The sequence below is a fragment of the Alteromonas gilva genome, from assembly GCF_028595265.1.
In the GTDB taxonomy this organism is placed as follows: Bacteria; Pseudomonadota; Gammaproteobacteria; order Enterobacterales; family Alteromonadaceae; genus Alteromonas; species Alteromonas gilva.
The window spans coordinates 2,734,518-2,760,107 of sequence record NZ_JAQQXP010000001.1 but is presented as its reverse complement, the minus strand read 5'-3'; the positions used below and the strand labels follow the sequence as shown (position 1 = coordinate 2,760,107).

The following is a 25,590-nucleotide window of genomic DNA, read 5'->3' as shown; positions in this document are numbered from 1 at the left end:
TGAAGAAGTTATGATTGGACGTATTCACGGCCAGCTTTTAGAAAAGTCACCGCCTGACGTGTTGGTCGATGTTGGTGGCGTCGGCTATGAGTTGCAATTGCCTATGACCAGCTTTTACCAACTGCCGGCAGTGGGTGAACTGTGTACCTTGTATACCCATTTTGTGGTGCGCGAAGATGCCCAGCTGTTATTTGGTTTTGCCGATAAATTAGAGCGCGGCCTGTTTCGTGAGCTGATCAAGGCCAACGGGGTTGGGCCTAAACTGGGTCTGGCCATTTTGTCGGGTATGTCTGCCAGTCAGTTTCTGGTAGCGGTACAAAACGAAGATGTGACTACGCTGACGAAGTTACCCGGTATTGGTAAAAAGACGGCTGAGCGACTGGTGGTAGAACTGCGTGACAGGCTGGCCAAATTCAGCCAATCGCTGAACTCAACTGACAGCCAGTTACTGGCGGGTGGTATTGGTGCCAGCCATGGTGAAAACGCGATTGTGCCGTTAACCGGTGTTAAAGAAGAGGCGATGAGCGCCTTGGTTGTGTTGGGCTACAAACCGCCACAGGCGAGTAAAATGGTAAACGCCGTTTACCGTGATGATATGAACAGCGAAGACTTGATAAGACAGGCGCTAAAAGCAGCCTTGTGAGTGAGAAAAATAAATGATTGAAGCGGATCGGTTAATTTCTGCCACTGAAGACGATGATGATGCCATCATTGATCGCGCCATACGGCCTAAGCTGTTAAATGACTACACCGGTCAGCAGCACGTTTGCGACCAGATGGAAATCTTTATCGAAGCAGCCCGACAGCGCCAGGATGCGCTTGATCATCTGTTAATTTTTGGGCCACCAGGTTTAGGTAAAACCACCCTCGCGAACATTGTTGCCAATGAAATGGGCGTGAATATTAAAACCACGTCCGGGCCTGTGCTGGAAAAAGCCGGCGATCTGGCCGCGCTACTGACAAATCTGGAGCGCAACGACGTACTCTTTATCGACGAGATCCACCGTTTAAGCCCGGTCGTAGAGGAAATTCTTTATCCGGCCATGGAAGATTACCAGCTCGATATTATGATTGGCGAAGGCCCGGCGGCGCGCTCTATTAAACTGGATTTACCGCCCTTTACGTTGATTGGCGCAACCACCCGCGCTGGTTCGTTAACGTCACCGCTACGGGATCGCTTTGGCATTGTGCAGCGTCTGGAGTTTTACTCGGTGAAAGATCTCACCGATATTGTGGCCCGCAGTGCTCAATACCTGCAATTAGAAATGAACACCGAAGGTGCCCACGAAGTGGCTAAGCGCTCCAGAGGAACACCGCGGATCGCCAACCGTTTGCTACGCCGCGTCAGAGACTTTGCCCAGATTAAGGCAGACGGCACGGTAGACGCCCGGGTGGCGGCAAGTGCTCTGGACATGCTCGACGTTGACAAAGAAGGGTTTGACTTTATGGACCGTAAGTTACTCAATGCCATTATTGAGAAATTTGATGGCGGTCCGGTTGGCCTCGATAACCTGGCGGCAGCCATAGGCGAAGAAAAAGAAACCATCGAAGATGTGATTGAGCCGTTTTTAATTCAGCAGGGGTTTTTACAGCGCACCCCGCGTGGACGTATTGCTACCCAACGGGCTTATTTACACCTTGGTTTTCAGCCTGATCAGTAAACGAATGTAATGCGCTGTGTCAAAGCGCAACCGGTTACCCGCTTCACTTAGCGATGTTATTTTTGCTCAGCGGCTCAGGTTGGCAACGGTGTTAGCCTGTTTACCGCCTGAGCGCTCATGACAACTGCCAGCCGTATTGGCTGAATCTGTGTTTAATAACTGAAACAAAAGACAAAAAAAACCCGCTTCATGGAAGCGGGTGAGAACAACAAGTGTTAAAGGAAAAAAATCCAGGGAACTCATGTCAAACAAGAAATGGAGAACTCATTCGTCTGTCGACTTGATGAGGCGTATTATAGGCAGATTTTGTTCTGGCACAATTGAGAATAATTTCATTTTATCATTAGAATAACTAATCTGTTAAAAAGCTGTTAACGGGTGGTTTTTGTTGTTCATGCTACTGCTATGTATAGATTTGCGGGATTTTCCCTGTTTGACCTGCTTGTCGTCATTCCATACATTTACTTGGTCTTGGGCGGAGCCGAAAAGGCGCTGTCGCTAGACACTTAAGCGGGTTTTCTTCTACTATTGCGCACGCACAGGGTGATGGCTGCAGGCCATGCCTTGTCGCCATGTTTATAATTTAGTCAGTTTTAACGGAGAGCGAACGCAGTGCATACGTTAAATGTTCGTGTTTATTATGAAGATACCGATGCCGGTGGTATTGTGTATTACGCTAATTATCTCAAGTTTGCTGAACGGGCCAGAACGGAATGGTTACGTGAACTAGGCTTTGAGCAAGATGTTTTTTTGGAACAAAACATCGCCTTCGTCGTCAAACACGTTGAAATGCACAATAATGCGCCTGCTCGCTTCAATCAGATGTTGAGTATTACTTCTCACATTGTAGAATTGAAGGGCGCTAGCATGACATTTAAACAAGATATAATAAATGCACGTGGCAAGTTGCTTGTCAGCGTGCAGGCAAAAATAGCCTGTGTCGATTTGGCCACTATGCGGCCACGTCGAATTCCGGAGGCAATGTTAGGGGAATTTTCGCGTGTCATCTGATTTAACTTTTATTGGCTTGTTTCTGCAGGCAAGTTTTGTTGTACAACTGGTTATGTTGCTATTGATCAGTGTTTCCATTGCCTCCTGGGCATTTATCTTTCAGCGTCAAAAAGCATTGAATGGTGCCCGTGACGAAATGAAAGCCTTTGAAGATGAGTTTTGGTCGGGCGCCGATCTGAATCGTCTTTATCAACAGCTTTCCAGTGAGGAAAGTGTCAGCGGTATGGGCCACATCTTTTGTGCCGGTTTTAAAGAGTTTGTTCGCTTACGCAAAAGCAATACTAACCCTAACGTGGTGGTTGACGGGACGTATCGTGCCATGCGGGTGTCGTTGTCGCGCGAAGTCGATAACCTGGAAAGTCGCCTGTCATTTTTAGCCACGGCAGGTTCCATTAGCCCGTATATTGGTCTTTTTGGTACGGTGTGGGGCATTATGAATGCGTTTATTGCCCTGGGTGAGGTACAGCAGGCCACGTTGGCCATGGTAGCGCCCGGTATTGCCGAGGCACTGATAGCGACGGCCATTGGTTTATTTGCGGCCATCCCGGCGGTTATTGCGTACAACCGCTTCAGTCATCAGGTCGAAAGACTTGAGAACAGCTACGTTAACTTTATGGAAGAGTTTTCGGCTATCTTGCAGCGTCAGGCTCATGCTTCACAGCCAAACGCATAAACGTCGCGTTATCTGACAGGAGAAATACGCTATGTATATGCGCAAACGCCGTCGTCCGGTTTCTGAAATCAACGTGGTGCCTTACATCGACGTCATGTTGGTACTGTTAATTATTTTCATGGTCACCGCGCCACTTATTTCACAAGGGGTTAAGGTCGATCTGCCCAAAGCCAGTGCGCAGCCCATTGAACAAGAAGATACGCCACCGATCATCGCGTCGGTGGATATTCAGGGAAACTACTACCTCAACCTTGGCGATGATCAGGAACAAGCGGTAGACGAAGACACAATGACAGCATTGGTGCAGGCACAGTTAGAAAAAAGCCCGCAAACACCGGTGGTGGTAAAAGGTGATGGCCAGGTGGCGTACAACGAAGTAATTCAGTTGATGGTACTGCTGCAAAAAGCGGGTGTACCGTCGGTAGGGCTAATGACCGATCCGGTTGAAAACAATTAACAGGCTTATAGAGTGACAACTGCTGACAAGTCTGCATTAAAAAAATCACTGGGGCTACATGCACTATTACTGGTAGTGTTGCTTATTAGCGTCAGTTTGTCGTCGACACCGGTAATGCCGGTGGCCAACAGTACCCCTGCGCCAGTGATAAAGGCGACCTTTATTGATGCCCAGGCCATTGCTGATCAAAAACGTGCGCAAGCCCAGGCAGAAGCGCAGGCGCGGGCCGAAGAGCAGCGCCAGCAGCAACAGGCCGCCGAGCAGCAACGCCGTCGTGAAGCCGCAGCACGTAAGGCTCGAGAGAAAAAAGCACGGGAAGCGGCAGAAGCAAAACGGCAGTCAGAACTGCGACGTTTAGCCGAACAAAAAGCCCGCGAACGTAAAGAACGGGAAGCGGCCGAAAAGGCCGAAGCCGCGCGCAAGGCAAAAGAAGCAAAAGAACGCGCAGAAATGGAAAGAATTATGCAAGAGCAGCTTGCCCAGGAGCAAGCGGCCATGCAACAGCAGCGCCGTAAACAGGTGTTGTCCGAGGTAGACCGCTACCAGATAATGATTCAGCAAGAAATAATGAAGTATTTGAATGCTGACTTTAAAGGGAAGAGTTGTCGCTTGAATATTCGACTGGCTACCACCGGTTTGGTAACCAAAGTGACCATTATCGATGGCGACCCGGCACTGTGCCGGGCGGCACAAAGTGCGGTATTGCGTCCGGATAGGTTGCCGGTGTCAGACGATCCAGCGGTGTACGCAGAATTAAAAGACATTAATTTAAAGGTGGAGTTGTAAAGCCTATGAGAAAACTGGGTCTGTGGATTACTCTGATCTATTTCAGTACTGTTGGTCAGTTACATGCTGCATTAGAAATCGTGATTACTGAAGGGATAGACAGCGCTCGTCCGATTGGGGTAGTGCCGTTTAAATGGCAAGGCGAGGGCATGCTACCTGGTGATCTCACCGACGTGGTGATGAATGATTTGCGCCGCAGTGGTAAGTTTAATCCGGTTGCCCAAGGTGATATGCCCCAGTACCCGGCCACTGACAGCGAGGTTGATTATGCAGCATGGGCAGCCAAGGGGATTGATACCATTGTCGTGGGCAGCATAAAGCCACAGGGCGCAGACCGTTATCTGGTGTCATTTGAAATCATCGATGTGTTGCGCGGCCAAATTACCGGCGGCGAGTCGAAAATCCTCGGTAAAGATGGTGAGCTGGTGAACAGTAAAGATCACGTTATTGATGAACGCCAGGTGGTTATTGGCGCTGATGATTTTCGTCAGTATTCTCATCGTATCAGTGACGTCATTTATGAGAAGTTAACCGGCGTACGCGGGGCATTTTTAACCCGTATCGCTTATGTGATAGTGCGCGACCGTGCCACCGAGGAACTGCCTTATCAGTTGGTGATTGCCGACTATGACGGCTTTAATGAAACCCGTTTATTATCCTCTCCGGAGCCGCTGATGTCGCCGGCCTGGTCGCCTGATGGCGACAAGCTTGCTTATGTAAGTTTTGAAAACAAGCGTCCGCAGATATTTATCCAGAATATCTACACTATGGAACGTGAGCAAATGACCAATTTCCCGGGCATTAATGGCAGTCCGGTGTTCTCACCAGACGGTAAACAACTGGCCATGGTATTATCGAAAGACGGCAATCCGGAAATTTATGTGATGGATATTGCGACTAAAAATTTACGCCGGATTACACGAAATCGGGCAATTGATACCGAACCTGCATGGTCGCCAGACGGTAAGAGTCTGATTTTTAGCTCTGAACGGGGTGGTAAACCACAGATTTATCGCGTAAATTTAGATGTTGGTGAAGTGCGACGTCTCACTTTTGAAGGTGAGCAAAACCTTGGAGCTACGTTTACCCCTGACGGCGAAGAAGTCGTGCTGGTGAACCGGACCCGGGGGGACTATCACATAGCCAGACAGGATGTGAATAGCGGGGCAATTCAGGTACTGACGAGAACATCCCTTGATGAGTCTCCCAGTATCGCTCCGAATGGAAGCATGATAATTTATAGTACATTATATGGCGATACGCAGGTATTGTCGTTAGTGTCACTGGATGGGCGCTTTAAGGCGAGGTTACCGGTGTCCGATGGGGAAGTTAAATCGCCCAGCTGGTCACCCTATTTGTTTTAACAGATTTGATACAATCACAAATATAAAAGTATAAGGATTAAGAGGATGCAAATGAATAAAGTAATGAAGAGCTTCATCATCGCCCTGCCAGTGGTGACTATGATGGCATGTTCATCAGGTCCTAGCGAAGCTGAACTGGCGGCTGAGCGTAACCGCATTGCACAACAACAAGCCGCTGAAGAGCAGGCACAAAAAGAAGCAGAGCAAGCGCGTGTTAAAGCTGAAGCCGTTAAGCGTCAGCGTATGGCAGAAGAGATGGTTAAGCAAGAGCTTCAAGCGCTGCAAAATGAGCAGACTGTCTACTTCGATTTTGATCGCTCTAATATCAAATCAGAGTTCTACCCGGTACTCGACAAGCACGCTGAATTCCTGGTTAAAAACCCAGGTAAAAAAGTGGTTGTAGAAGGACATACCGATAAGCGCGGTACACCAGAGTACAACATCGCGCTGGGTGAGCGCCGTGCCAAGTCTGTGCAAACTTACCTGCTCAACGCGGGCGTTAGCTCAAGTCAGATCTCGGTAGTCTCTTACGGTGAAGAAAAGCCAGAAGTAATGGGTACCTCTGAGTATGCATTTGCACAGAACCGTCGTGGTGTCATTGTTTATCAATAACATGAACAGAGTCCATAAACCGTTCCAACAAGCCATTGCCGGTGTTGCAATGGCGCTGTTGTGTCTGCCGCTAGGTGCGGCGGCACAGTCAAGCGGTGCACCCGTTTACAGCGTTAACGACAACGATATCGAATCGCGGCTAACCGTACTTGAACGCAAGGTAGACAACCGGGCGGACATGCAACATCGTTTACAGCAGCAAATCGATAATATGCAAAACGAACTGGACGAGCTACGCGGCGCGGTTGAGGTACATACCAACCAATTGCAAAAAGTACTCGACCGTCAGCGTGAGTTGTATTTAGAAATCGATAAACGGGTTGAGGCGCTGAAGCAGAATGGTTTTAGTGCCAGTGGTACCGCTACCGATTCAACCGCAGGCTCCTCTGCCGCAGTCAATACGCCGACCGCAGGGCAACCTGCCAGCAGCAGTAGTGGCGCCTCAGAGTCTGATGCGTACGAGAAAGCGGTAAATCTGATCCTGAAATCAAGAGAGTACGATAAAGCCATACCTGAATTTCAGGCCTTTATTGAACGCTTTCCTGACAGCACCTACGCTCCGAATGCGCACTATTGGTTAGGCCAGCTATTATTTAACAAACAGCAATGGCAGGATGCTGCCAGCCAGTTTGAAATGGTCGCCAATAAATTTACTGACTCGGTGAAACGCCCGGACGCGTTATTAAAGTTAGGTATTATTGCCGAGAAGACCGGTAATCAGGCCAGAGCGAAAGCACTGTTTAATGAAGTCATCAGCTCTTATCCTGACTCTTCGGCCAGAAAACTGGCAGAAGTTAGACTTTAAACGTAAACGGTACAGATAATTTAAAACAGGGAGCGGATGCTCCCTTTTTTTATGCGGTAAAGTTAGCATGGCAATCAGCGGTTTAATAACTGCACGAATTGACTTGTTTTTAAGCGGTTAAACGTTTTTTGCCATAAAACTGCAAATAAATCGGTTTTTTAGGTTGCACCGCGATGATAAATGAGTAATATATGCGCCCGTCGCCCAGACAAGGTGACAGCGATAATCGAAGGGTCGTTAGCTCAGTTGGTAGAGCAGTTGACTTTTAATCAATTGGTCGCTGGTTCGAATCCAGCACGACCCACCACTTACGATTATTGCCCAATTTGAAATGGGTCGTTAGCTCAGTTGGTAGAGCAGTTGACTTTTAATCAATTGGTCGCTGGTTCGAATCCAGCACGACCCACCATTTCAACATCGTAACATTCCCCGGTTACGTTAAACCACCAAAACCAAACAATGCCACAATACGCGTAAAACCAGGTAGCGTTATCCTTGGTTTAGTTTGGCAATGCATGCCTTATGCAGGAAACCAAAGCTGACACAGACATTGCGCGGTTATCACACGCGTAACGGTTCAGCCGAACAACTTGAAAGTGGTAAAATAAACCCCAGTATTACCGTTATAGCCCGGCGTTATTTCCCTGATTATTTTACAAACACTCCCACGGGTGTATGAATTTTTTATGACACTCATGTATAATCGCCGCCCGTTTAGTCACAACCAGGTTAGGTGTTACCAACCATGACATTAGCGTATCGTATTGACCAGATTGATTATCCATTCCCGGCTAAGCCTGCCGTGCTGTCTGACGTCCGTAAAGCAGAGCTTAAAAGCAAAATTAAAGCGTTGCTGAAAGAAAAGAACGCTACCATGGTTGCGCATTACTATACCGATCCTGAAATACAGGCGCTGGCCGAAGAAACCGGCGGTTGCGTGGCCGACTCATTGGAAATGGCGCGGTTTGGTCGCGATGCCAAAGAGCAAACCCTGCTCGTGGCAGGGGTAAAGTTTATGGGCGAAACTGCCAAAATTCTAAGCCCTGAAAAACGCGTATTAATGCCTACCATGGAAGCGACCTGCTCACTGGACTTAGGTTGTCCGGTAGAAGCGTTCTCGGCGTTTTGTGACCAACACCCTGATCACACGGTGGTGGTGTACGCCAATACCTCAGCCGCTGTTAAGGCGCGCGCCGACTGGGTAGTGACATCGAGCATTGCGTTGGAAATCGTTGAACATCTGGATAGCCTGGGTAAACCCATTATCTGGGGGCCGGATCGCCACTTAGGTGCCTACATCGCCAAACAGACCGGCGCCGACATGCTGATGTGGCAGGGCGAGTGTATTGTGCACGATGAATTCTCCGCACAAGCGCTACAAGATATGAAAGCGTTGTACCCTGATGCTGCGGTACTGGTACACCCGGAATCCCCCGCCAGCGTAGTGGCAATGGCAGATTCGGTGGGTTCAACCAGCCAGCTTATTCAGGCGGCGCAGGATATGCCCAACCAAATGTTTATTGTGGCCACCGACAAAGGCATTTTTTACAAAATGCAGCAATTAATGCCTGAGAAGCAGTTTGTGGAAGCGCCGACTGCCGGGAATGGGGCAACCTGTAAAAGTTGCGCACATTGCCCCTGGATGGCTATGAACGGCTTAGAAGCGATATATCAGTCGCTCTCAACCGACGACGCTGCAACACATGAGATTTTTGTTGATGACGCACTGCGTGAAAAGGCGCTAATCCCCCTTAACCGGATGCTCGACTTTTCCGCCCGGTTAAAGGCACAAAAAAGCGCGTAGTGCTTAATTAATCAGCATTTGACGCATTTTTTGAGGGTAGTTCTTGATTCACAGCGCGGCTTTACCTACTATACGCGCACTAAATAACAGCCTTGCGCGGTTATGACACAATTTGGAGAGATGGCTGAGTGGCTGAAGGCGCACGCCTGGAAAGTGTGTATACGTTTATAGCGTATCGAGGGTTCGAATCCCTCTCTCTCCGCCAGATATAAAGGAACCGGCTTTTGCCGGTTTTTTTATGCCTGCAAAATCAATTGCATTATCAACTGGTTCTTGATTCAACATTAAGTCGCGTCTTTTTCTTTTTTCTTGGACAGTCACTCTTGTTCTTTCTGGGATGTTCTTTCTGGAAAGTCTTTCTGGGACAGTCACTCTTGAGAGTCTTTCTGGGACAGTCACTCTTGAGTGGTGGCAAATATTATTAGCAAGTTAGAATGCCAGTGCAGTTAGCGCTGAATTATTTATAGAGTCTTTCTGGGACAGTCACTCTTGAGTGGTGGCAAATATTATTAGCAAGTTAGAATGCCAATGCAGTTAGCGCTGAATTATTTATCAAGCAAAGCAGATAAGGTTGACGTGGGCGTATTTAGAAGTGTTTGTCGAAGTTTAACACTGTTTAGTTCGCTATTTTAGCGATAGCGCTATGATATGGAAATTGAGCTTTTTGTGTGACTAAGCTGTTCGGTATCGACGATTTCTGTTGTGGATATTGCTTAATTTTTCGGTACTCACTGTGGTTTTAAATTCTGTCTCAATGCCGGATACCAGGGTATGCCAGTCAACATCGTCTACCCCCATTCGGGTAAGAATTGGCAATGCTGAATCTGCGTTTTTGCCTAGTTTGGCAGGATGGAAATGGCGGCCTGTTAATTCGACAATTGCCAGATAGTCCTCAATACGAAACGGTAACCCATCGGGCATGTTGTTTCTTGGATTGCCAGCAAACCCAAGCAGCGAGCGTGGCTGTCGATTTGATTTCGCCGCCTCAATTCTTTTTTGAATACTGGTGTGGGCAGATGACTCCGGTGTTTTCGCTATTTGTGCGCGTACCGGATTTAAATCGACGTAAGCCATACATGCCGCCAAAGAGGCTTCATCCAACAATGCTTGAGACTTAAACCGGCCTTCCCAAAAATGGCCGGTACAGTCATCTTCCTTATTCGCCTGCCTGGCGATGAATTCATTGAGCAAGCGCATAAACCAACTGATATCGTATAGCCTTTGTCGGTACACCGCTGCGATAGCGTTTACGGTTTCAATTTCGGCATCGCTCATCACGTCGCATTCATCTGGTTGAATATAACGTCGACACAACAGCACGCCTTTGTAGAGCCTATGCCACCGCTTAATAACCTCATGAACCGACAAAGCATCGGCTTTTTGTTTGTTGATGCGCAACACCACGTGGGTGTGGTTGCTCATAACAGCATAGGCACACACGTCCACGCAGAACACATCAGCTAACAATAGCAAGCGGTCTTCCACCCACTGCCGGCGATGCTCGTAACTCTTGCCGGTAACGCTATCCTCACCACATAAATAGGCCCGGCGGACGCAGCGGGATATGCAATGGTAAAACGGGGTGTCTGACAGATTGATAAGGCATTTACGGGGTCTGGGCACTGTCTTGCACCTGCTTGAGTCAACGGTAAGTTTATTGTGCCGAAGTTTGAATATATTCCAACTGTCCTCAGGGATAGAGAGTGACTGTCCATTTGCGCTTGGGGATAGAGAGTGACTGTCCATTTGCGCTTTTCTTGTGTGTAATCTGTGGCATACTCATCCTAATGTAAATTAAGTGTTACCTGAACGCGTTATGTCGGTTCGGCTCACAGGCGCTAATTATAGATCCGTATTGATAAGGAAATTGCCATGAAGTTTCTCTATTCGTTAATTGTATGCAGTTCAGTCATGGCGAGTGCGCCACTGTCGGCGTCGGTGCTTAACGATAAGGTTGACGCCATCATGAATGAGGTCATTGAACCGGGCGCCCCGGGCTGCAATGTGGGGATTATTCATCAGGGGCAATTTATTCACAAAGCCGGCTATGGTATGAGTAATCTCGAACTTGATGTACCCCTCAACGGCACGCAGGTTCACCGTATGGGCTCTGTTTCAAAACAGTTTGCCGCCATGGCAGTGCAACTGCTAGCCAGTGAAGGCAAGATTAACTTAGACGCCGATATTCACACCTATTTACCTGAATTACGCGAATATGAAAGTAAGGTAACCGTGCGGGCCATGCTGGGGCACGTTGCAGGGATGGGCGATTACGACTTAATTACGGCCCCAACCGGCGAAGAACCCAATGAAAAATCAGTAAATTTAACCTCAGTGGCTGGCGGCCCGTTTCGGTTAGGCAATGAAGACTATTTAACCATTGATGAATTTTATGACGTGGTAAAAACGGTGCCGTTAGAACACGAGCCAGAGACTAAGTTTCAATACAGCAATCTGGCCTATTTTTTATTATCCATGTTGGTTGAAGAGGTGTCAGGGCAAACCCTGCGTGAGTACAGTGAACAGGCCATATTTAAACCCTTGGGTATGCGCAATACCTTCTTTAGTGACGACCCGGTGGAAATCGTTAAAAACCGTGCGTACGGGTATACACGCAATGACGCTGGCGATTATGTTACCGATATGACCAACCTGTTTTGGGTTGGTGATGGCGGTTTGCACACCAATCTGGATGACATGCTTATCTGGAATAATCACTTTTATCAGCCCAAACTCACGGCGCAGCCGGCACAATTTATCACTACATTTAATACGCCAAACAGTACCTTTGAGGCAGCGCCGAAGGTGTTTTATGCCAACGGCCAGTTTGTCGGTACGCAATCAAATAACCTGAAAGTCTTTTCCCATTCCGGCGGTTGGCTGGGCACCTATACTTACTTTGCCAGATACCCAACACTGGACCTGGCCCTGGCATGGATGTGTAATGACGTTTCCAACGACAAGCTCAATAACGCGCTTAATAAAGTGCGCGATGTTGCAATAAAAACCGTCCAGTAACTGCTGATTCGACAGCGCGAGCCTGCGTGTCTGGCTGCTATCGGTTTAATAGCAGTGCCGATTTTTGTTCCTTTAGCCGGGCCAGCTCTTCGGGGTTTACCCGGGTTGCTATTTCTATGGCCTGATTGAGCGCGCGGAGCGCCTCATCAGTCTGCCCGGTGGCGGCGTAGGCATGAGATAATCCGTCGAAGGCGTACAGCGACTGCGGGTACAGCGATACGCAATAGTCGAAAACCTCAATAGACTCCTGCGGGGTACGCTGCAGCGCATGGAAACCAAGATCAAGCAGGTTATTTTCCGGGATAACCGTCAGAGCGCCAAGCCTTCCTCTATATGTCGACAAATGCAACGTCATGGCGTCGAGGCCTGCGTACACCACTTTCTCGGGAATACGATACCCGGCATAGAGTGCCCGTAATGCCTTAATGCTGCCGGTTAGCGGAATCGACGCGTGGCTTTCGTCGCTTAGATTCTGATGATCCCAGCGCAGGGAAGCCCCGGCTTTGGCGTTTAGCAGGGCTTTAATTGGCGCTATAAATTTAGCCTCGTCGGGCACATCATCCAGCAAAAAACTGTTATTAAAATATAGGTATTGCGCAGGGCGGGAGGGACTATCTAAATATTTTTCCAGTTGTGTAGCCACAAACTGGTTATCCCAGCCCAATGAGCCATCGTTAACTAAATAGGCATCAAAGGTTGTCGGAGCCGTATACAGGTGGTGCATTACGTAGAGTCCTGCTGCCGAGTGCCCCCAAATTATCTTGTGGCTATCAAGCCGGTATTGTTGGGTTAAACGAGGCATTAACTGGGTGGTTAAAAACTGCATAAATTGTTGAGCACCGCCGTCACCATCCCAGTCGGGCGAGTCGGTCGGTGTATAATCACGCAAGCGGTTAACAGCGTCCACTGCAACAATAACGTGTGCAGGAATTTCGCCAATACCAGATAAAAAGCGTGCGTTCCCCGCAACCAGATCACCATACCGCTGGCCGTCTAAAATGAGTAACAATGGATATTGTCTGGCACTGTTGTCCTGGTAGTCGGCGGGCAGCGACACACGGTAGTGCCTCGACAGTTCAGGTAATTCAGCCTCGATATATTCAGAAACGTGCCATTCGGTTTGCGCCACTGAGTTAGGCGAAAATACAGCAGCGAGCAGCATAGTGAGCAGTAAAACAAATAATCGCATAAATACTTCCTTGTGGGTTGGTGCAGCAGGTATAAAGCTGTTGGTGCCTGATGCAGACGTTTTTTTACCTGCACAGCAACGTATAAATGTGGTGTGTGATGAGAGGATTACAAGTGGTTGCCGGCTGTCAACACAGGGCCGGCTCTGCACCCGCGCAGCAAAATGATTTACTGCCCGCCACGCCAGCATGAGCGGTAAAGGAGCAACGCGAAACAAGCTGTCTGGCAGCGAACACTATCCTCTGTTTCACCACAACACATCAAAATAAAACCGGCATAAGCCGGTTTTAATTTCAAATAGGTTAACGTTGGTTAAGCGCCACTTATGAAGATTATTAGCAACAGGGTGGGTTTAGTCCCGTGAGAGCTTTTTGCGGCTGCGTTTTTCCGGGCCACGATAAGGTGCTTTCAATGGTTTTTTAGCTGTTGGGCTGGTATCCGGCTTTTCTGTTGTATTGCTTTTTGGATCTGTCGAAGGCGTGCGCTTGGGTTTTATATTTTTCTTAAGCGCTTTCTTGATAGCTGGTGAGTTTACCTTGGGGCGGTTCTCTTCGTCCGGTGTGGCTACATCCGGGCGCAACTTGCGGGCCAAACCTAATAAGAAATAGCGTAGCACCTGATCGCCACAGGGCTTAAAGTTGCGGTGATCGGGCTTTCTGAAAAACGCCGACATTTCGCCTTTGCTCATATTAAAGTTGCCGAGCTTCATTACCTCGAGCATATCTTCGTCACGAAACGACAATGCAATACGCAGTTTACGCAAAATGTCGTTATTACTGAGGAACTCTCCTCTGGCCAGCGGTGGCGGCGGGCCGCCAGGCTGTTCGCCGCGCATTTTTATAATCAGGCCGTCCAAAAACATGGCCATTACGCCGTCACGGCAAGGCAAAAAGCCGGGTTCTTCTTCTTTTTTCATGTTGGCCTTAAGATACTCAATATCCATTTTGTATCCGACTAACTGAAAAATACTGATCGCTGCTTTATCGTCTATTCGCAGGGCAAAACGCACGCGGCGTAATACATCGTTATGATTCATAGTATGACTTACTTTGTTGGGGACCTGTTGACTGTTTTGTCTTTCTTTTTGCTGCTTATTGCGGGGCTGAGCGCAACGTGGCGTGACAGGCCTGAATATTGTGGCAAGAAATGCCTGACCACTTGGCTACAGTATACGCTATTTCTGCCATCTTGAGCGAAATAGTTAAGCGCCGCTGGTGATACCGGCATATAAGGGGGACGAGGCGAGTAATGGTGGTCAGGTCAGCTCTGCTGGTTATGCAGCAGGTCCTGGGCTTCGTTAATAATACTGGTGACAATGGCGTGGTGAGTTTTACTTTTGGCGGTAATGGCGTAGTAGCGCTCGGTAATGTTTTCGACATTGCCTAAGCACGCTACCTTGTAGTGGTCTTCCACATGACGGGCAATTGCGGCTGGCGCACAAAAAATGCCAAAGCCCTCACTACCAAACAACTTTAGTAAGGCGCTATCGTCAAACTCCGCTACAATTTTAGGAAACAGCTGTTGGCTTTCAAACCACGTGGTTAAGCCCAGCGTAATGCCTGATTTAACGCCGGGTAACAGTAAATCCTGACCATTTAACGAGGCGGGAAACGGTTGTTGTATGGCCGGGTGGTCGGGACAGGCAAAAAAGCTTAAGTGCGATTCACCCAAAAAATGGCTGTTAGCGTTAATCTGGGTGCCCGGCGCAATGCCTCTGTCAGCAATAATCAAATCGATTTGATTAATTGCTAAATCGCTGACGAGTGTGTCAAATGGTCCTTCACGAAAAATAAAGCGTACATTGGAGAATTGCCTCATCGAGCGATGTACAAAGTCATAGGCCAGTACTTTAGGGATAGCATCTGTTACACCCACCACAAACGATTGTTCAATGGCCTCGTTATCAGCATGCAGCAGCTCTGCCAGCTGACTGCCTTTTTGAAATATTTCACTGGCATGCTGGTACACCATTTTACCTTTACGATTAAGGTGGAGTCGCTTGCTGACGCGGTCAAACAAAGGGTAGCCAAGCTGTTTTTCAAAGGTACTGAGCTGGCCGCTTACTGTTTGCGGGGTAACATGGAGTAAGCGTGAGGCTTTAGCTATGCTACCCTCACGTGCAATGAGGTAAAAATAATACAAATGATGATAGTTAACAGGTTGCATAGTAAAAATGACAGGTTTTATCGATGTTAATATAAGTATATAACAGTTTTTATCTTTCTTCTTGCTTCTGTATCATAGCCTTATGTAAAAGTTACTTGGCATTAAATTTATTTAGGTAAATTCCGCATGGATAAAGCAATAGATTTACGGCAAACGAAAAAATATTTGGTGTCATTGCTCAAGCCGGAGAGCGGTTTCTTTGGGGTGGCCATTGCCTACGGTGTGGCAATTAGTTTGTTAACGCTGGCGATACCCATTGCTGTGCAAACGCTGGTGAACAGTATCGCCAATATTGGCTCGCTAAGGGCGGTGAATATTCTGGCGGGTGTATTGTTTGCCACGTTGCTGGTGTCAGGCATTTTTAGTGCCTTGCGCATGCGGGTGATGGAATACTACGAACGCCGGGTGTATACACGGTTGGTATCTCAGCTAGGGCTGAAAACCATAATGGCTCCGCACAGTTTTTTTGAGGGGCGCCGCAACACGTCCATTACCCATCGCTATTTCGACATCATGACCCTGCAAAAAAATATTCCGTCGCTGATGGTAGACGGCTTCGCGCTGGTACTACAAATCATGGTGGGGTTTACGCTGGTGTCATTTTATCACCCATTTTTGTTCATTCTTAACATGATGATTTTGTTAACCATGTATCTGGTGTGGAAAATATGGGGGCCGGGGGCTAAGCGCACGGCTATTCAGCTTTCGCAAACCAAATACGATACGGCCAAGTGGCTGAACGACGTGGCAGACGCCCATGAATTTTTTAAATCATCAGATCATCTGGACTACGCCGGGCGCAAAACCGAGACCTTCATTGAGCACTATATTAAGGAGCATAAGGGGCATTTTACCTTTACCTTTTCGCAAGCGGTGTCATTTCTGTTGCTCTATGCACTGGCCAGTGCCACGTTGCTGGGCCTGGGTGGGTATTTGGTGGTACAGGGCCAGTTGTCGATAGGTCAGCTGGTCGCTGCCGAGCTCATTATGTCGACGGTATTTTTTGGTATTTCACGCTTCTCTCAGTATTTAAAACTGTATTACGAACTGTACGGCGCGGCGCAAAAAATTGGTTCGGCGCTGGAGATCCCGCAGGAAGAAAGTTACGACCAGGGCGTGCATATTCCAAGCTCATCTAAACTGGTGTTCAAACGTTTACTGATGTCACATTTTGACGATACCTGTTATCTCGATGTGACCCTGGACGCTGGCAATAAGTACTTTATTACCACCCGTAAAAGCTGGGTGCAAAAACAATTGGTGAGCTATCTTAAGCGCTTTGAGCGGCCGCCCAAAGGCGAGATCCTGCTCGGCCAGTACAGTTTGTTCGACTACGATAAATACGAGTTACGTCAGGCTATTAGTACACTTGATCGCTCGTTAATTGTGGAATGCACCATAGAAGAATATCTGCGTTTGGCGGCGCCCGATGCGAGTATTGCCGAAATCAGTGCGGCTCTCGAATCAGTGGGACTCAATGAGGTTGTTGATAATCTCGAACAGGGCGTAGAAACCCGCGTGTCGGTACTCGGCTCGCCGCTGCAGCCGCTCGAATTTTTATTGTTAAAGCTGGCCGCCGCGGTGCTGTCTAAACCTCAGGTGCTCATTTTAAACCAGCATTTCGATGCCATTCCGCACAATCTTAAAAAACGCTTGTTAATGCGCATTGCGCAGATGGAGTGCACGGTGTTGTATTTTACCAATATGCCGGTAAGTGGCGTATTTACTGCCACGTTAAACCTGCAGGACGTGCTTTATATTGAGGATGTCAGCCCGGCGATAGCCAATCAGGCAGGAGGAGATAACGATGAGTAAAGCCGAAGATCGTTTTATGCAAAATATCACCTCGTTGCCCGCGCAGATTATTCCCAGCGTTCACAAGGTGGTGTGCTGGAGCATTGCCTTTATGATCACGCTGGTGGTCGCCGGCTTATGGTTTACCCCCTGGATTCAAACCGCATTTGGTACCGGTACAGTAGACTCGCTGGATCCGGTTGACCGCATGCAAGCCATATCGGCGCTGGTGGATGGTCAGGTGAAGTCCTGGCATGTGCGCGAGGGTATGCAGGTCAAGGCCGGCGATCCTATTGTGACACTCATTGATGTCGACGCTCAGCGTCTGGAAAAGCTGCAATCGCAGCTGGCTGCAACGCAGTCGCGTCACCTGGCTAACGAGACTGCCGTGGCCAATGCCGAGAGCAACTTAGCCCGACAAAAAGCCCTGCAAGAGCAAGGTCTGGTGTCGCGTAAAGATGTCGAAGCCGCGCTCATTAAAGTGCAGGAGCTTAAAGCCAAGGCAGCGTCATCGCTGGCCGATGTTAATTCGGTAAGTATGGTGTTGTCGCGGCAGGCCACCATGACCAAGGTAGCGCCGGTCGACGGCACGATATTACGGCTATTCTCCGGTGGCGAGTCAACCTTTGTGAAAGCCGGCGATATACTGGGTCAGTTTATTCCGGCCAACGCTGAGCGGACGGTTAAAATTATTGTTAATGGTCTCGACGCGCCACTGGTAAAACCGGGCGCAAAAGCCCGGTTGCAATTTGAAGGGTGGCCGGTATTTCAATTCAGCGGCTGGCCCGGCGCGGCTATCGGTACTTTTGGCGGCGAGGTGACGTATGTTGAACCGGTGGCCGATGCGACAGGTAAGTTTCAGGTGTGGATAAAACCGGATCCCAATGAAATCCCCTGGCCAGAAGAGAATGTGGCACGTCTGGGCAGTCGCGTAAAAGCGTGGATCTTGCTTGAAGAGGTTCGCCTTGGTTACGAATTATGGCGTCAGCTAAATAACTTTCCGCCGCAAAAGCCAGCTGAAGAAGCCGCGGGTGCAAAAACGGGATGGTAGTTAACTTAGGAGAGAAATACATCCATGATTAATCGTCGTGTTGCAGCGTTACTAACCGTTTTTTCGCTCATGGTATCTGCCGGCAACCTGCAGGCCGAAGAGACGTTGCCCAGTGTTCCGGCGCTGCTAAAAAATATGCAGCGTTATCACCCTTATGTAAACGTACTTAACGAAAAAAACACGCAGCTCAACTGGGGGCTACAGAGCGCCCAAAGTGCCTTCGATCCGCGCATAGAGCAGGATATCAGTAGCCGCGTAAGTGGTTATTATGATGGAACCGCCGCGGCGCAGCGATATGTGCAACCATTGGGCGAAATGAATGCCCGGCTGATCACGGAGTACCGGGTTGCGGCGGGTGACTTTCCGGTATACGAGCAGCAATACGATACTCTTTCTGGCGGCGAGGCAAGCGTTGGGGTGGCATTATCGTTATTGCAAAACCGCGATATTGATCAACGCAGAACCGGTGTGGCTAATGCGCGTTTGTCTATTCAGCAATACCGCGCGGAGTATGAGTTAAAGTTAAATGACTTCTTGTACAAAGGCCTCAACCATTATTTAAAGTGGTATGAAGCGAGTCTGAAAGTATCGGCGGTTAAATCGCTGCTTGAGACTCTCAAACAGCGGCGGGTGGGGCTTACCACGCGTGTTGAACGCGGCGATCTGGCGGAGGTGATCCTGACCGAATTTGAAGCCAGTGTAATGGAGCAGCAACTGGCCCTGGCGCAACTGGAGCAAACCCAGCGGGCCTCCGCCCAGGCATTGGCCTATTTTTGGCGGAATGAACAAGGACAGTCACTGGTGATTAATCCCGGCGCACAGTTACCAGAGAGTATCGACTGGCCTTTTGATGTCGGGGCTGCGAGCGTTGCGCAATTGCGCAATGCCATTAATGAGCACCCTACGTTAGCAGTGATTCGTACCGAGCAGGATATCATGACAAACGAAAACCGCCTGGCCAAAAACCAGCTGCTGCCAAAGCTCGACCTTAAAGCGCTGGTTGCCAGAGATATGGGCAGTGGTCCGCAGTCGCTGGCCGAAACAGAAGGTAAAATTGGCTTAACCTTTTCATATACCCTGGGCAACCGTAAGGCCGAGGCTGAGCTGGGTAAGCTTGAATCTGAACTCAAGGTGCTTGGCTATGAATATCAACTTGCCAGAGATCAGCTCACGCAGCAGTTTGAGCAGGCTCACGCATACTGGCAACAGGCCAGTGAAGTGCTGTCATTGCAACAACAAAATGCCCGTCTGGCCGTACAATTATCGCGCCTGGAACGCGCGCGTTTTGATGCCGGCGACAGCGATATGTTTAAGCTAAATGCCCGCGAATCGGGGGTCCTCAAAGCCAAGCTTAAAGCTATCGAAGCACAAGTGGGTCTGCTCGCCGCTGAGCTCAGGCTGCATTGGGTTGTGGCGAATGTAACGGCTATCCCGGCTACCGTCTGACCGTGCACACACGGGGCTGTTCAAACGGCCTGTTAGCGCTTTAGTCTGCCGGTCGGGCTGTTGCCAGCATCGCTTTTACTGCCTCCACCGGTAGCGCTTTTACAGTGAGCGTCTCACCACTTACAGGATCCAGGCTGGTTACATCTTCAGCCATTAACAATGAGTTATACACCGCCTCTTCGGTGGCTTCGATTACCGCCTGGGAAAGGGGAGAAAACAAGCCATTTGGCAGCGTGTCTACGCTACTTATCCGGGCTCTGCGAGCAGGCGTTCTTATCGTCGAATCAGCCACCGAAAACGCAATAGCGTAGTCGCCCGACCCATTTGTAAACGAAGCACCAGTGCGGGCTATACCGGCAAAGGCACGCTTGGCTAAGCGCTTAAGGTTGCGGTCTGAAAGGGGCGCGTCAGTGGCAATCACAATCATCACCGAGCCATCCGCATCGCCCTTATCTAATACGTCTTTTAAATAATACTGATTAAGCTGCTGGCCCACAGGCATACCGTTTATTTGCAGTACACCGCCGTAATTCGTTTGTACCAGCACACCCACCAGGTAGCCTCCTAAGGGTGCTGGCAAACGTCTGGAGCTGCTGCCAATGCCACCTTTAAAGCCAAAGGCGACGGTGCCGGTACCGGCACCCACGTTACCTTGCATCACTGTTTCGCTGGTGGCGCTGTCTATGGCGGTAAGCACGTCTTTTTGGGTAATATGCCGCCCGCGGATATCGTTGAGCAGACCGTCGTTGGTTTCGCCCACCACGGCATTCACCGAGCGCACCGTTTCGTTGCCGGTTTGGCTGAGCGTGTAGCTTATCAGCGCGTTAGCAACCGTGGGTACCGACAGGGTATTGGTCAAGGCAATGGGCGTTTCAATTTCGCCTAATTCAGTCACCTGAGACAACCCCATGAGTTTGCCGTAGCCATTTTCGACATAGATAGCCGCCGGCACTTTGTGTTGATACAGATTATTACCGTGGGGTAAGACAACCGTCACCCCGGTACGAATCGAGTCTCCCGCGACTTTGGTGAGCTGGCCGACTTTTACACCGGGCACATCCACAATGGTGTTGGTCTTTCCTGTGGGCAGAATACCCGGTGCAATGCCGATGTCGCGGGCCAGTACCTGTTCAGCGTTGGCCGCAGCGCTTATAAAAGTGCTCAGGGCTATGAGTACAATTAATCGTATCATGATGGGTTAATTTGTTGATAAGACAAGTGCTTACCATAACACGGCTGGTTATCCTGTCGAAAAAAAGAAACCGGCCGATGCCGGTTTCTGTTAGTGATTTAAGCCATCAGGTTATCGGTTGATATCGTCTGCAGGCTCGTCAACTGCCGGGTAGGGCTTAGGCGTGAGCGGTTTTACCGGGCGCTGCTTAATCCGCTTTTGCAGGTAGTTTATGGCAGCGTCAAGCTGGGCGTCTTCACCCTTATAGGTCGCATGGGGTAAATTAGTGACCTCAATGTCGGGGGTAATCCCTAAACCTTCGGTGATCCAGCGACCATCGGCGGCAAATACCGGTAATTCAGCAACCCGTGCCATGCCATTATCGGCCAGACGATTTCGCCCGCGCAGCCAAATGCCGGCCCCCGCGGTCTGTTTACCAATTACCGGGCCAAGCTCCAGGGCTTTGACACCGGCAGTAAAGGTTTCACCATCGGAGTAGGTTTGTTGGTCGGCTAACACCACCAAATGGCCACGGAAAGTTTGCTGCATATTGGTGCTGGGTAGACCATTATCAATGGTCCAGAACATCCAGACCTTGCGTAACAGTTTTTCCAGTAACCAGCTGTCTACATTGCCGCCGCGGTTACGCCGGACATCAATGATTAAGCCATCATTTTGATATGCTGCATAAAACTCTCTGGCAAAGTCAGAGACATCATTAGCCCCCATTGCATACAAGTGTAAGTAGCCAATATTGTCGCTGGCCTGCTGCACTTTCTGGCGATTTCGGGTAGTCCAGTCCTGATACCGCAGGCGCGCATCGGTGCGGGTGCTTACCGGATAAACCACCGTTTTGAAGGTCTCGTCACCGCGTTTCAGGCCCAGAATAACCTGCTTGCCTTGCTGATTAAGCAGGTGGTTATTCAAGGCCGCCAGGGTGTCGACCGGTTGCTCATTAATACTGATTATCACATCCCCTTCCTGTGCATCGGTGCCCGGCTTTAACAGGGGGGACGCTTTGGACGGTACTTCGCGGTCAAACTGATAAATACTGGCTATTTGCACGCCTTCGCTGGTCTGTACCAGGTTAGCACCTAAACTCGACGGAGTGGGGCGGTCACTGTCACTGGGGAAATCACCGCCATAAACCTGTGAATGCAAGACGTTTAGCTCGCCGGTCATCATGCCAAGCAGATCATTGAGTTCATCGCGGTCAGTGATGCGCGAAAGCAAGGGTTGGTATTTTTGTTTTATGGCCTGCCAGTCAACACCGCGCATATTCTTATCGTAAAAATAATCGCGATGCATTAACCAGGCATCGTGAAACAATTGTTGCCATTCCTGCTGCGGTGAAATCAGCAGCTTCCAGTCATTCACATTGGCGGTATGCTTGCTGGTGTCAGCAGGGAAGGTGCTTTGCGCAGGCACAATGTAAATCTGATCGTTGTTACTGCTTTGCTTCAGTACCAGCATTTGGTCGCCATCGGCGTTGAGTCGGTAAGCGCCAATGCCACTTACAAAAGTGAGTATTTTGGGTTTGGGGTTTTGTGAAACAGACTTTAGCACCGGCCTGCTGCCGGGCTCGCTGACGCTGTCGATAACATATAAAAAGCGTTTGTTAACGCTCAGATCGCGATAGTTCCCGGCTTTCACCGGTACCTGCCACAAGCGTTCAGTTAACCCCTGCCAGTCAACAACGAATAACGGTGACTCTGTGGCATCCGCCGCGTCAGCATCGCTGTTTTCTTCGTTTGTGTCTGCCTTGTTATCGTCGTCGTTATCATCATCACTGTCTTTTGCAGGCGTGTCGTATGTGGTGTCCTCGGAGGTGTCTTCTTCCTCCTCATCGGCCAGCTCATCAGGCTGCTGAAAAGGGAAGTCGGCATCGGCTTTTAATGCATAGGCAAATATTTGTGTACGGCGGTCAAAGCTGGTGCCCATATTGCGGTCACCCCAGGGAGATGTTGTACTGGGCGAGAACTCCCGGTCTGACAAAAAGTACAGCCAGTGCTGATCCGGGCTGAATGCCGGTGAATAGGAGTTATATTTGTCACTGGTGAGCACCTGGCCCTTATTATTGGTAATATCATGCAAGTAAATACGCTGGCGTTCATCGCCCATTTTAGCGGTGGTAATGGCCAGTAAATTGCTGTCCTTACTCCAGACGATATCGGCGTAAGGGTTCATTTCATTCTGCCCGGAGTAGAGCTTTTCACTCTCACCAGACGCAATATCCAGCAGCCATAAATCCCCATTAAAATCATCATAAGCGATTTTTTTACCGTCTGGCGACAGCACCAACTGCCAACGACTAATAGCGCCATTGTTGGTCAGTTGTTTGCGTTGAGGAGAGCCGTCGGCGGCAAACTGCCAGATTTCCATTTCGCCGCTTGAGTCATTAATGGCGTAAACCCACTCACCATCGTGGCTTAAAATGGCTTTTCGCGAGCGCGATGCCGCAGGCGTGTCTATTTCTATTAAGCGGCGCCCGTCGATACTGGCTACCGCTAGCTGACCGCGAGCGGTGAGCACGACCTGTTTCTTTTTACCGTTAAAATCAGCCGAGGTCAGGTATTTGGTAGGTTTGGTCACCCATTTATCCCGCAAATGGGGAAAATCGCCCGACAGGGTAATATCGAGGGTTTTTACTTTATCGGTAGCACTGTCGTAGATTTTTAAATCAGCACCATGCTGAAAAATAACTCGTCCGTTGTCGAGCTTTGCACGCTGTACCGGATAATCCTGAAAATTGGTCACGGCTTTAAGGTTTTTGCCGTTTGCTGACATGACCCATAAATTGGCATTTCCGTTTTTATTGCTTATAAAATACAGTTTGCCATCATAAAACATCGGCTCACTGGCGGAGGCGTCATGAGCGCCGGTAAGCTGAGTTGCCTCGTCGTCCTGCTGCGGGTTAAAGCGCCACAGCTCGCCTTGTGCGCCGCCGCGATAATAACGGGCATTATCACGGGTAACCTGCAAGCCGAACTGGGTAAAATAAAGTGTACCTGAGTCGCCATCAACGCTGCCTTCTACCGCATCGGCAAGGGGGATGTCTTTGGTATTTAAGTTTTCAGGATCAACCGTTTTAAGCGTCCAGTTACCCGTTGGACCCACGCGGTTATTGGCGCTGTAAAGAATGTGGCCGTCGGCGGTCCATTCCTGCAAAAACACGTAGCTGTTTTCAAAGGTCACGCGTTTAGCCACACCACCACCAATGGGGATAACATAAATTTCGGTGGTGCCATCGTAGTCAGCCGTAAAGGCTATCCGGGTACCGTCATTGGAAATGGCGGCCTGTTTTTCGTACGCGGTATTGGTGGTTAATCGCCGGGTTTGTCTGGTGTCGAGCTGATGCAGCCATAAGTCGCCTTCGGCGGTAAACACCACGGTATTATCATGCAGATCCGGATCGCGAAAATAGCCAGGCTTGGCGACACTGTGTAATGACACAAAAAGCAAGCCCAGACCAAGTAATGTGCGGTTAATCATGGTTATCCTTGTTGTCGTTTTTATTGGTGGGGAGGGCAGATACGACCCGTCCGAAACCTGAGTAAACGAAAGATAGCCAGCAAAGTCAAATCAGCACAGACGAACTGCCGCTATTTCGGGTAAACAAGATAGCGGCTGACAAATTCTCTCTGTATCACCCCGGGGTTATGTGTCCTCGCGCTGAATAATATCGCCGGGTTCGCAGTCGAGTGCGTCACACAGTGCCAGCAGGGTCGAAAAGCGAATGGCCTTGGCTTTGCCGGTTTTGAGCGTCGACAAATTGGCCATCGTGATCCCGACTTTGTCTGATAGCTCAGTCAGTGACATCTTGCGCTGCAGCATAATCATATCCAGATTGATTTTAATCGTTTTAGACATAATTATATGGTCAGCTCCTGTTCTTGCTTCATCATTGACGCATCCTTCACTAAACTGGCGAGAACGATTAATGCCGCTCCCACTAACACCCCTTCAAGCGGAAATGAAAAATAGGGATACAGTTGCAGTTGTTCGTGAAAGGTTCCGATGTCCGCCAGAATCGCCATGCCACAAAGATAAGTCATGACTGGCGTCAGCAGGCTGTAACTCAATACGATGATGCCGAGCCGTTTAATATACATCACGCTGGACGCTTCAAAGGCGCGATGCAATGAAAGGTTGGCAAACAACTTGCGTAAATTATACAGCCCTAACAGCGTAAAAATACCATTAATAAAAACGTCAATATAAGCAATAAACCAGGCCGCATAACCTGTGGTGTTATTGAGCTTTACCATGCCGTGAACCAGCATCACTTCACTGACTGACGGGTCCGTTACCCCACTGGGTAGCATTTTGGCATTAAACAAATAATTAACATCGGTATGTCGTTCGCTTATCTCGGCGGGTATATTCCACCCCACAACGAGAAACACCCCTACACCAACAATCATCGAGAAAACGCTGAAGTAATACAGTAGATCAAAGCATATTTTCAAACCTAAGGTGTATTTCGGCGGTGGTAACTGAGCGCCGGAGTTTCCGCTGGCGTGTTCAATGGTGGTCATGTTGTCTATTCCCTGAGTATGTGAGTGAGCTTTTACTTTAGCGTG

At 49.2% G+C, this 25,590-nt stretch carries 23 protein-coding genes and 3 tRNA genes; 17 read left to right on the top strand and 9 right to left on the bottom strand.

Annotated features, from left to right (window positions below):
* Positions 1–10 precede the first annotated feature (10 nt).
* The 13 genes from ruvA (at position 11) to OIK42_RS12180 (ending at position 9,378) form a co-directional block, all read left to right on the top strand.
* Entirely contained in the window at positions 11–643 is a 633-nt protein-coding gene (ruvA, locus tag OIK42_RS12240) for a Holliday junction branch migration protein RuvA (protein ID WP_273640893.1), read from the top strand.
* Positions 644–656: 13 nt separating this feature from the next.
* The gene (gene ruvB, locus OIK42_RS12235) at positions 657–1,661 is read left to right on the top strand and encodes a Holliday junction branch migration DNA helicase RuvB (RefSeq protein ID WP_273640891.1); all 1,005 of its coding nucleotides are present in this window, start codon (positions 657–659) and stop codon (positions 1,659–1,661) included.
* Between the two features lie 612 nt (positions 1,662–2,273).
* A complete protein-coding gene (ybgC, locus tag OIK42_RS12230; protein WP_273640888.1) occupies positions 2,274–2,672 on the top strand; it encodes a tol-pal system-associated acyl-CoA thioesterase in 399 nt (132 codons plus the stop codon).
* The gene (gene tolQ, locus OIK42_RS12225; protein ID WP_273640886.1) at positions 2,662–3,345 is read left to right on the top strand and encodes a protein TolQ; all 684 of its coding nucleotides are present in this window, start codon (positions 2,662–2,664) and stop codon (positions 3,343–3,345) included. The genes ybgC and tolQ overlap by 11 nt, the downstream gene beginning before the upstream one ends.
* 31 nt (positions 3,346–3,376) lie before the next feature.
* Positions 3,377–3,802: a protein TolR gene (gene tolR / locus OIK42_RS12220; protein WP_273640885.1), complete on the top strand. Its 426-nt coding sequence runs from the start codon at positions 3,377–3,379 to the stop codon at positions 3,800–3,802.
* A 12-nt stretch (positions 3,803–3,814) separates the two neighbouring features.
* Positions 3,815–4,588, top strand: a complete 774-nt coding sequence (gene tolA / locus OIK42_RS12215; protein WP_273640884.1) for a cell envelope integrity protein TolA — start codon at positions 3,815–3,817, stop codon at positions 4,586–4,588.
* 5 nt (positions 4,589–4,593) lie between these two features.
* The gene (gene tolB, locus OIK42_RS12210; protein ID WP_273640882.1) at positions 4,594–5,952 is read left to right on the top strand and encodes a Tol-Pal system beta propeller repeat protein TolB; all 1,359 of its coding nucleotides are present in this window, start codon (positions 4,594–4,596) and stop codon (positions 5,950–5,952) included.
* A gap of 45 nt (positions 5,953–5,997) precedes the next feature.
* Positions 5,998–6,564 carry a peptidoglycan-associated lipoprotein Pal gene (gene pal, locus OIK42_RS12205; protein WP_273640881.1) on the top strand — a complete coding sequence of 189 codons (567 nt, stop codon included), beginning with the start codon at positions 5,998–6,000 and terminating at the stop codon, positions 6,562–6,564.
* Positions 6,565–6,613: 49 nt separating this feature from the next.
* Positions 6,614–7,369, top strand: coding sequence for a tol-pal system protein YbgF (gene ybgF, locus OIK42_RS12200; RefSeq protein ID WP_273641520.1), 756 nt, complete (start codon positions 6,614–6,616; stop codon positions 7,367–7,369).
* Positions 7,370–7,600: 231 nt separating this feature from the next.
* A tRNA-Lys gene (locus OIK42_RS12195) sits at positions 7,601–7,676 on the top strand.
* A 26-nt stretch (positions 7,677–7,702) separates the two neighbouring features.
* Positions 7,703–7,778: transfer RNA gene (locus tag OIK42_RS12190), tRNA-Lys, on the top strand.
* A gap of 336 nt (positions 7,779–8,114) precedes the next feature.
* Complete coding sequence (gene nadA, locus OIK42_RS12185) at positions 8,115–9,173, top strand: quinolinate synthase NadA (protein WP_273640879.1); 1,059 nt, start codon at positions 8,115–8,117, stop codon at positions 9,171–9,173.
* Positions 9,174–9,287: 114 nt separating this feature from the next.
* Positions 9,288–9,378, top strand: a tRNA-Ser gene (locus tag OIK42_RS12180).
* Here OIK42_RS12180 and OIK42_RS12175 read toward each other — a convergent pair.
* Positions 9,339–9,494 carry a hypothetical protein gene (locus tag OIK42_RS12175; RefSeq protein ID WP_273640878.1) on the bottom strand — a complete coding sequence of 52 codons (156 nt, stop codon included), beginning with the start codon at positions 9,492–9,494 and terminating at the stop codon, positions 9,339–9,341. The two genes, OIK42_RS12180 and OIK42_RS12175, sit on opposite strands and share 40 nt — an antisense overlap.
* A gap of 351 nt (positions 9,495–9,845) precedes the next feature.
* Positions 9,846–10,796 (bottom strand): transposase, encoded by a 951-nt coding sequence (locus tag OIK42_RS12170; RefSeq protein ID WP_273640877.1) that lies wholly within the window; start codon positions 10,794–10,796, stop codon positions 9,846–9,848.
* 249 nt (positions 10,797–11,045) lie between these two features.
* On the opposite strand from OIK42_RS12170, the gene OIK42_RS12165 reads away from it, so the two are divergent.
* Positions 11,046–12,191 carry a serine hydrolase domain-containing protein gene (locus tag OIK42_RS12165; RefSeq protein WP_273640875.1) on the top strand — a complete coding sequence of 382 codons (1,146 nt, stop codon included), beginning with the start codon at positions 11,046–11,048 and terminating at the stop codon, positions 12,189–12,191.
* A 37-nt stretch (positions 12,192–12,228) separates the two neighbouring features.
* Here OIK42_RS12165 and OIK42_RS12160 read toward each other — a convergent pair whose 3' ends face one another.
* The 3 genes from OIK42_RS12160 to OIK42_RS12150 form a co-directional block, all read right to left on the bottom strand.
* Positions 12,229–13,380, bottom strand: coding sequence for an alpha/beta hydrolase-fold protein (locus tag OIK42_RS12160; protein WP_273640872.1), 1,152 nt, complete (start codon positions 13,378–13,380; stop codon positions 12,229–12,231).
* A 351-nt stretch (positions 13,381–13,731) separates the two neighbouring features.
* The gene (locus OIK42_RS12155) at positions 13,732–14,415 is read right to left on the bottom strand and encodes a YehS family protein (protein WP_273640870.1); all 684 of its coding nucleotides are present in this window, start codon (positions 14,413–14,415) and stop codon (positions 13,732–13,734) included.
* 224 nt (positions 14,416–14,639) lie between these two features.
* Positions 14,640–15,545 (bottom strand): LysR family transcriptional regulator, encoded by a 906-nt coding sequence (locus OIK42_RS12150; RefSeq protein ID WP_273640869.1) that lies wholly within the window; start codon positions 15,543–15,545, stop codon positions 14,640–14,642.
* Positions 15,546–15,671: 126 nt separating this feature from the next.
* On the opposite strand from OIK42_RS12150, the gene OIK42_RS12145 reads away from it, so the two are divergent.
* The 3 genes from OIK42_RS12145 to OIK42_RS12135 are packed head-to-tail and all read left to right on the top strand — an operon-like array spanning position 15,672 to position 19,836.
* Positions 15,672–17,360: an ABC transporter transmembrane domain-containing protein gene (locus OIK42_RS12145; RefSeq protein ID WP_273640867.1), complete on the top strand. Its 1,689-nt coding sequence runs from the start codon at positions 15,672–15,674 to the stop codon at positions 17,358–17,360.
* On the top strand, positions 17,353–18,390 hold the full coding sequence (locus OIK42_RS12140) for an efflux RND transporter periplasmic adaptor subunit (protein ID WP_273640865.1): 1,038 nt from the start codon (positions 17,353–17,355) through the stop codon (positions 18,388–18,390). The genes OIK42_RS12145 and OIK42_RS12140 overlap by 8 nt, the downstream gene beginning before the upstream one ends.
* A gap of 24 nt (positions 18,391–18,414) precedes the next feature.
* Positions 18,415–19,836 carry a TolC family protein gene (locus OIK42_RS12135; RefSeq protein WP_273640863.1) on the top strand — a complete coding sequence of 474 codons (1,422 nt, stop codon included), beginning with the start codon at positions 18,415–18,417 and terminating at the stop codon, positions 19,834–19,836.
* Between the two features lie 40 nt (positions 19,837–19,876).
* Here OIK42_RS12135 and OIK42_RS12130 read toward each other — a convergent pair whose 3' ends face one another.
* From OIK42_RS12130 to OIK42_RS12115, 4 genes are all read right to left on the bottom strand, one after another.
* Positions 19,877–21,028, bottom strand: coding sequence for a P1 family peptidase (locus tag OIK42_RS12130; RefSeq protein ID WP_273640861.1), 1,152 nt, complete (start codon positions 21,026–21,028; stop codon positions 19,877–19,879).
* Between the two features lie 111 nt (positions 21,029–21,139).
* Positions 21,140–24,499 (bottom strand): S41 family peptidase, encoded by a 3,360-nt coding sequence (locus tag OIK42_RS12125; protein WP_273640858.1) that lies wholly within the window; start codon positions 24,497–24,499, stop codon positions 21,140–21,142.
* Between the two features lie 165 nt (positions 24,500–24,664).
* Positions 24,665–24,877: a helix-turn-helix domain-containing protein gene (locus OIK42_RS12120; protein WP_273640856.1), complete on the bottom strand. Its 213-nt coding sequence runs from the start codon at positions 24,875–24,877 to the stop codon at positions 24,665–24,667.
* A gap of 2 nt (positions 24,878–24,879) precedes the next feature.
* Entirely contained in the window at positions 24,880–25,545 is a 666-nt protein-coding gene (locus OIK42_RS12115) for a DUF2975 domain-containing protein (RefSeq protein ID WP_273640854.1), read from the bottom strand.
* Positions 25,546–25,590 lie beyond the last annotated feature (45 nt).

Coding starts and splice junctions, on each gene's coding strand:
- ruvA (WP_273640893.1), top strand. CDS start 11: ATGATTGGACGTATTCACGGCCAGCTTTTAGAAAAGTCACCGCCTGAC.
- ruvB (WP_273640891.1), top strand. CDS start 657: ATGATTGAAGCGGATCGGTTAATTTCTGCCACTGAAGACGATGATGAT.
- tolR (WP_273640885.1), top strand. CDS start 3,377: ATGTATATGCGCAAACGCCGTCGTCCGGTTTCTGAAATCAACGTGGTG.
- tolB (WP_273640882.1), top strand. CDS start 4,594: ATGAGAAAACTGGGTCTGTGGATTACTCTGATCTATTTCAGTACTGTT.
- pal (WP_273640881.1), top strand. CDS start 5,998: ATGCAAATGAATAAAGTAATGAAGAGCTTCATCATCGCCCTGCCAGTG.
- ybgF (WP_273641520.1), top strand. CDS start 6,614: ATGGCGCTGTTGTGTCTGCCGCTAGGTGCGGCGGCACAGTCAAGCGGT.
- nadA (WP_273640879.1), top strand. CDS start 8,115: ATGACATTAGCGTATCGTATTGACCAGATTGATTATCCATTCCCGGCT.
- OIK42_RS12165 (WP_273640875.1), top strand. CDS start 11,046: ATGAAGTTTCTCTATTCGTTAATTGTATGCAGTTCAGTCATGGCGAGT.
- OIK42_RS12160 (WP_273640872.1), bottom strand. CDS start 13,380: ATGCGATTATTTGTTTTACTGCTCACTATGCTGCTCGCTGCTGTATTT.
- OIK42_RS12155 (WP_273640870.1), bottom strand. CDS start 14,415: ATGAATCATAACGATGTATTACGCCGCGTGCGTTTTGCCCTGCGAATA.
- OIK42_RS12150 (WP_273640869.1), bottom strand. CDS start 15,545: ATGCAACCTGTTAACTATCATCATTTGTATTATTTTTACCTCATTGCA.
- OIK42_RS12145 (WP_273640867.1), top strand. CDS start 15,672: ATGGATAAAGCAATAGATTTACGGCAAACGAAAAAATATTTGGTGTCA.
- OIK42_RS12140 (WP_273640865.1), top strand. CDS start 17,353: ATGAGTAAAGCCGAAGATCGTTTTATGCAAAATATCACCTCGTTGCCC.
- OIK42_RS12135 (WP_273640863.1), top strand. CDS start 18,415: ATGATTAATCGTCGTGTTGCAGCGTTACTAACCGTTTTTTCGCTCATG.
- OIK42_RS12130 (WP_273640861.1), bottom strand. CDS start 21,028: ATGATACGATTAATTGTACTCATAGCCCTGAGCACTTTTATAAGCGCT.
- OIK42_RS12125 (WP_273640858.1), bottom strand. CDS start 24,499: ATGATTAACCGCACATTACTTGGTCTGGGCTTGCTTTTTGTGTCATTA.
- OIK42_RS12120 (WP_273640856.1), bottom strand. CDS start 24,877: ATGTCTAAAACGATTAAAATCAATCTGGATATGATTATGCTGCAGCGC.
- OIK42_RS12115 (WP_273640854.1), bottom strand. CDS start 25,545: ATGACCACCATTGAACACGCCAGCGGAAACTCCGGCGCTCAGTTACCA.